At 46.0% G+C, this 4,600-nt stretch carries 6 protein-coding genes and 1 pseudogene; 5 read left to right on the top strand and 2 right to left on the bottom strand.

Annotation, left to right across the window (positions count from 1 at the left end):
- Window positions 1-1,004 precede the first annotated feature (1,004 nt).
- The 3 genes from DSM107010_RS39170 (at window position 1,005) to DSM107010_RS36900 (ending at window position 2,044) form a co-directional block, all read left to right on the top strand.
- A complete protein-coding gene (locus DSM107010_RS39170; RefSeq protein WP_158631974.1) occupies window positions 1,005-1,142 on the top strand; it encodes a hypothetical protein in 138 nt (45 codons plus the stop codon).
- 231 nt (window positions 1,143-1,373) lie between these two features.
- On the top strand, window positions 1,374-1,811 hold the full coding sequence (locus DSM107010_RS36905) for a putative toxin-antitoxin system toxin component, PIN family (RefSeq protein WP_106167494.1): 438 nt from the start codon (window positions 1,374-1,376) through the stop codon (window positions 1,809-1,811).
- The gene (locus tag DSM107010_RS36900) at window positions 1,808-2,044 is read left to right on the top strand and encodes a CopG family transcriptional regulator (RefSeq protein WP_106167493.1); all 237 of its coding nucleotides are present in this window, start codon (window positions 1,808-1,810) and stop codon (window positions 2,042-2,044) included. Before DSM107010_RS36905 ends, DSM107010_RS36900 begins: the two co-directional genes overlap by 4 nt.
- 638 nt (window positions 2,045-2,682) lie before the next feature.
- On the opposite strand, the gene DSM107010_RS40770 is transcribed toward DSM107010_RS36900, so the two are convergent.
- Window positions 2,683-2,841, bottom strand: coding sequence for a hypothetical protein (locus tag DSM107010_RS40770; protein WP_181246350.1), 159 nt, complete (start codon window positions 2,839-2,841; stop codon window positions 2,683-2,685).
- Window positions 2,842-3,129: 288 nt separating this feature from the next.
- On the opposite strand from DSM107010_RS40770, the pseudogene DSM107010_RS36895 reads away from it, so the two are divergent.
- Window positions 3,130-3,508: pseudogene (locus DSM107010_RS36895) on the top strand (type II toxin-antitoxin system RelE/ParE family toxin).
- A complete protein-coding gene (locus DSM107010_RS36890) occupies window positions 3,505-3,831 on the top strand; it encodes a helix-turn-helix domain-containing protein (protein ID WP_106167492.1) in 327 nt (108 codons plus the stop codon). The pseudogene DSM107010_RS36895 and the gene DSM107010_RS36890 overlap by 4 nt, the downstream one beginning before the upstream one ends.
- A 70-nt stretch (window positions 3,832-3,901) precedes the next feature.
- On the opposite strand, the gene DSM107010_RS36885 is transcribed toward DSM107010_RS36890, so the two are convergent.
- Window positions 3,902-4,195 carry a hypothetical protein gene (locus tag DSM107010_RS36885; RefSeq protein WP_106167491.1) on the bottom strand — a complete coding sequence of 98 codons (294 nt, stop codon included), beginning with the start codon at window positions 4,193-4,195 and terminating at the stop codon, window positions 3,902-3,904.
- Between the last annotated feature and the right edge of the window lie 405 nt (window positions 4,196-4,600).

Raw genomic sequence — 4,600 nt, 5'->3', positions numbered from 1 at the left:
GGCAAAATTGAGAGGTGTTCGTTATATTGGAGTTCCAATATAACGAACACCTCTCAATTTTGCCTGTACATACAGTTAAATTTGTCCGTATATAGCAACCTTATCCAGTCTTATCCAGCTTCTCTCCTGTACGCCTATTCTGTACCTACTGATTATACTGCTATAAGGCTAATCTCACAGCTCGCACTTAATATAGATACGATCTTTGTAGCTAGAGGGTTATAGACACTGACCCTGACTGTACTGCCCCTAATCTCCAGCTAGCTAATGGCTAATGGTGTATAACTTCCCTCAAACCGTACAACAAAACAACTGTACAACAAAACAGCAAAAAGGACTGTACATACATCTAGTTTATTGTCTATTTTGTACGTCCTTTTAGTTGTACAGCTAGGTAAGCCAAACAGTGCGATCGCTTGCCCCTTCATCGGTAAGGGTGCTCGGTTGTTGCGCCTTCGCCCTTGTTGATGCAATCGCTTGCTTCGCCTTGCCTGTGTTCTGCTATTGCCTGCCCTGCTCTGCCCTGCTGCACTGAGTCTATCGCTCTACCCTTGCCTGTTCTCTAGTTGCTAGCTCAAGCGCCCCTACTATGCCTCTATGCCTCGCCTGCTACTGGATGGATTTCGGTTTTAGCTTATAGCCTAGCTGATATTGAAGGGCGATCGCTCGTTTTGAACTCAAGCTTCGCTTAGTCCTAACTCATCTCTCATCTAATCGTACAGCGAGTTATACATACAGCTAAATCCGGCTAAATAGCTAAATAAAGCGGCTATTGTTATACCGTTAATTCCTCAGCTTGCTATCTGTACGCCCAACCTACTAGAGTTGTGATGCAATTTCAAATCAAAGCTGCGATCGCAGCCCTGAGTACTTGCCCGTCCGCTACTCTTGCTTGCTACTGCTCATTTGCCCCTAAAAACTAAATCTAAATCTAAAAACTAAACCTAACTCTCAGTCTACACAGCAGCGTAGCTATCTCACTATCAGCCTTCCGGCTTTGGAGGATGATCAATCTCAGCACGGGCTTATTGCTCGACTTGCGATGCCTGGTGGGTGGATCGCCCACTACACCACGCAGCGTGCAATTGATTGCTCTAGTTGCACGCGATCGCACAGTTTCTGCATTTGATGCAGAGCGGTGAATCGAGCCGCTATGCACGCTAGGTTAATTTACCAGGATTGGGGCTGGCTTGAGTTGGTAACCCTGCCATGATGTGGTAGAGTTGCTGCTACGGCTTTCAGGTCAAACCAATTCTGGATTACACACTTTTACAATGCCAAGTTGTTTGACTTTGGGAAAGCTGCATTCAATCTTGAGTCATATCGAACCAGTTGTTATCTTCTCCAGTCTTAAATAATTAGCTAAATTTAAGATGTATGTTTTCGATAGCTGCATTTTGGTTGCAGCACTACGCTCTCGACGAGGTGCTAGTTTTTTGATTCTGAGCGCTCTGAGGCAACGAGTTATTACTGGATGTCTTTCAGAAGCCCTTTTTTTGGAATACGCTGATGTGTTGAAGCGCGATGAGAACCTACGACAGTTTTGGACTTCACCAGAGGAGGTCGATGTGGTGCTAGGAGTGCTGGCAGATGTTTTGCAGCCAGTTCCTATCTATTTCCAATGGCGACCGCAACTAAGCGATCCCAATGACGAAAGAGTTATAGAATGTGCTATTAATGCTCAGGCTACGGCAATTGTCACGTTTAACGAACGAGATTCCCTGCCCTCTACATCACAATTCGGCATTGCAGTAATTCAGCCTGGAGTTTTAGTTCGAGCTTTGAATTTAAAGGAGCGTTTAAGCGAATGAGTTCTTATCCATTGCAATTACCGGAAGAGTTAATCCAAGAAGTACGGCAGTTAGCTGCGGCAAGTCAAATCCCCTTAGAGCAATGGTTGATTGCTGCGATTACCCAACAGCTAGAAGTCGAACGCTCTCTATCTCGCTTGCGGCAAGCTTCCCAAGTCGCTGATTACGAGAGATTTGACCAGATTTTGGCAAGAGTGCCAGACATCGAACCGATGCTGGGCGATGAACTTTAGCACATACTTGTCGCGTTGCTCGATCGGCATCCTGGGTTTCACAGTATCTGCCCCTAGAACTCTCTCCTCTTTTTGTTATGAAATAAACACAAACTGATTTTTGGCAACGAGGCGAGCGGATCATGGCTTCAGCCAGCAGTGGTGCATTCTTGGGTGTTAGTCGGTCAAATTCTTGGAGCTATTATTGGGACTACTTGCTGCTTTCTACGCTTGGTTTACGGATTGAGGAACATAAATAGCGCTCCCTTGCTGCACTGCCTGCTAAGGCGACGCTTGCCCAGGACTTGTGTTGGGTCTTACCTTGAGTGTACCTTGCCTATAGCTTGCTCAAACTTGCACTGCCTTACTCCCCTCACTCACCCCTAAATTCCCTCTAAACGTATAACAAAAAGCTATTGTACGCTTACTTAGAGTTAATTGCCGGATTAAACGTATATTGAAATAAATATATAATTGCTCGAAGTAGATTTAGGCGATCGCCACTGCCAACTCAACTACCAACTTAGTGCTACCAACAACAGCAATTAAGCGATCGCTATGACCAGATTGAGCCACCTCAGCCTTGAAGCTTGGTAGGAGCAGAGCGCGGTTAATCGGTTTTTCTGGTAGTGAATCAACTCTGTCAGAATTATTTCCCTTTACGATTGCAGTTTTCTAGCTACTCTAATTTGGGCTATGCGCTGCTCGTATTTGCGAGCGATCTCTAGGGTGAACTGGGCTAGCTCTTTAGCCTTCTGTTCTGTGGTTATAGCCAATTCCAGCACTTGTGTTAGTTCGACTAGTTGCTCCTCAGTCATATCGCACTCGCAGGCAGTAGTTTGGCTCTGGGCTTGATTATACGTTATGAGTCTGCCATTGCACTCATCTAGAAACAGCGATCGCACTCCTTGACACTGAAAAAAGCTCTTGCTGGGCCGGTTGCAGCAATGCCATCAGGTGCAGTTCGCTTGCGCTGCCACTGTTTACTTCTAGCTACCGCTGCCCGATGTCATGCCACACACAAAAAGTCAAAGTCGCAATACAGTTGCACACTTGACATTTCATGCTATGGTGCTGACTTGTTTTTATAGGAAATTTCATATATTATGACTGATAGTGAGGAGATTCCAGAAATTCCCTTACGCCCACTTGTTTGGATGGGGGACTCTCGGAAAAATATGCGCGCCTTTCCCCAAGAAGTGCGAGCTGCGGTAGGTTATGCATTACAGCTAGTGCAGGCAGGAGAAACACCACTGGATGCCAAGCCTTTTAAAGGGGTTAAAGGCGGCGTGTATGAGATTGTCAAACGCTACGATACCGACACTTATAGGGCGGTTTATGCGGTAAAGATAGGGGACTCGATTTATGTCTTGCACGATGCGTCAGAAGAAATCTAACAAAGGTATCAAAACCCCACAGACGGATGTCGATCTGATTAAACAACGCTACAAAGACGCGAAAGCTTTAGAGGAACAACAATCATGACAAAAGAACTTGTTTTTGAGGAAAGTAGCGGCAACGTCTTCGCCGATCTCGATCTAGAAGATGCAGAGGAATATTTGACGCGGGGTAAGATCGGGATTCAAGTGCTACGTTTGTTGAAACAACGCAACTTGAAACAGCGTGAAATTAGTCAACTTCTCGGCATTCCCCAGCCAGAAGTATCCTATCTGATGAGAGGCGAGTTTCAACGATTCAGTGAGGGCAAACTGATCGCGTTTCTCAAGCGTCTCGATACCGAAATCAGCTTGCATCTTCGCCCCCGTCATGCCGGAACTCAAGCGGGTGAAACAGTAATCTCACTCTAGTAATACGCGACAGATCGCACTCCATGACACCGACCAAAGCTATTGCTCGGTCGGTGCTGTCGATGCGGTGCTAGCCTATTCGTTTGAGGTAAAACAGCACTTCCACCCCTAACTGCTGTCCGTCGAATGCTTGCTCGGTGAGGAGACAAGTCGTACCTGATGTTGGCACGTCCGCACCTTTGGAAAACCAGCTCACCTCGTGAGTTAGCTCGCCTTGTAGCGGTCCTGTCGTCCATTCAAAGCTACCGCTGCCTGATGTCATGCCACTGTTGAGTGCGGCATCGGCTTGTAAGAAGGCTTTGGCGTAGAATATGCCATGCTCGCTCAATTGCCACTGCAATCTTTGTAGGTGCTTGAAGTGCATTGTTTCGTTCCAGTTCGTCACCCCACCAGCAGCGATCGCTGCCTTTCCATGAGCAGTAACTTCACTGAGTTCTTCTCCTCTAAGGATAAGCGTACAACCGTATAGCTAGCATCTTTTATTTACCGCGACACTTTAACAAGTCCGAATAGCGATCGCTTGTCAACAGGACGCTATGACGCTGCGTTATTCTCTTTGGCTTACTTGTCTAGCTTTCATCTCTAGAACACCTCCGAGCAGTTTTCCAAACTCAAGTGCGATTGCTATCTTTATCTTTCTACTATAGCCGTATGCTCCATTTTGCTATATCCTCTAGTCATGTGTTATGACTGCATATTTGTTAAGCATAATTGTATAAAATGAGGAAAAGAATAGTTGGATAAATCACCTCCACTACCTGTTAACCAC

Source organism: Chroococcidiopsis cubana SAG 39.79, from assembly GCF_003991895.1.
In the GTDB taxonomy this organism is placed as follows: domain Bacteria; phylum Cyanobacteriota; class Cyanobacteriia; order Cyanobacteriales; family Chroococcidiopsidaceae; genus Chroococcidiopsis; species Chroococcidiopsis thermalis.
This window is presented reverse-complemented; position numbering and strand designations above follow the sequence as displayed.

Bases quoted from the DNA above. Each gene is read 5' to 3' on its own strand.
- DSM107010_RS39170 (WP_158631974.1), top strand. From the start codon at position 1,005: ATGATCAATCTCAGCACGGGCTTATTGCTCGACTTGCGATGCCTGGTG.
- DSM107010_RS36905 (WP_106167494.1), top strand. From the start codon at position 1,374: ATGTATGTTTTCGATAGCTGCATTTTGGTTGCAGCACTACGCTCTCGA.
- DSM107010_RS36900 (WP_106167493.1), top strand. From the start codon at position 1,808: ATGAGTTCTTATCCATTGCAATTACCGGAAGAGTTAATCCAAGAAGTA.
- DSM107010_RS40770 (WP_181246350.1), bottom strand. From the start codon at position 2,841: ATGACTGAGGAGCAACTAGTCGAACTAACACAAGTGCTGGAATTGGCT.
- DSM107010_RS36890 (WP_106167492.1), top strand. From the start codon at position 3,505: ATGACAAAAGAACTTGTTTTTGAGGAAAGTAGCGGCAACGTCTTCGCC.
- DSM107010_RS36885 (WP_106167491.1), bottom strand. From the start codon at position 4,195: ATGCACTTCAAGCACCTACAAAGATTGCAGTGGCAATTGAGCGAGCAT.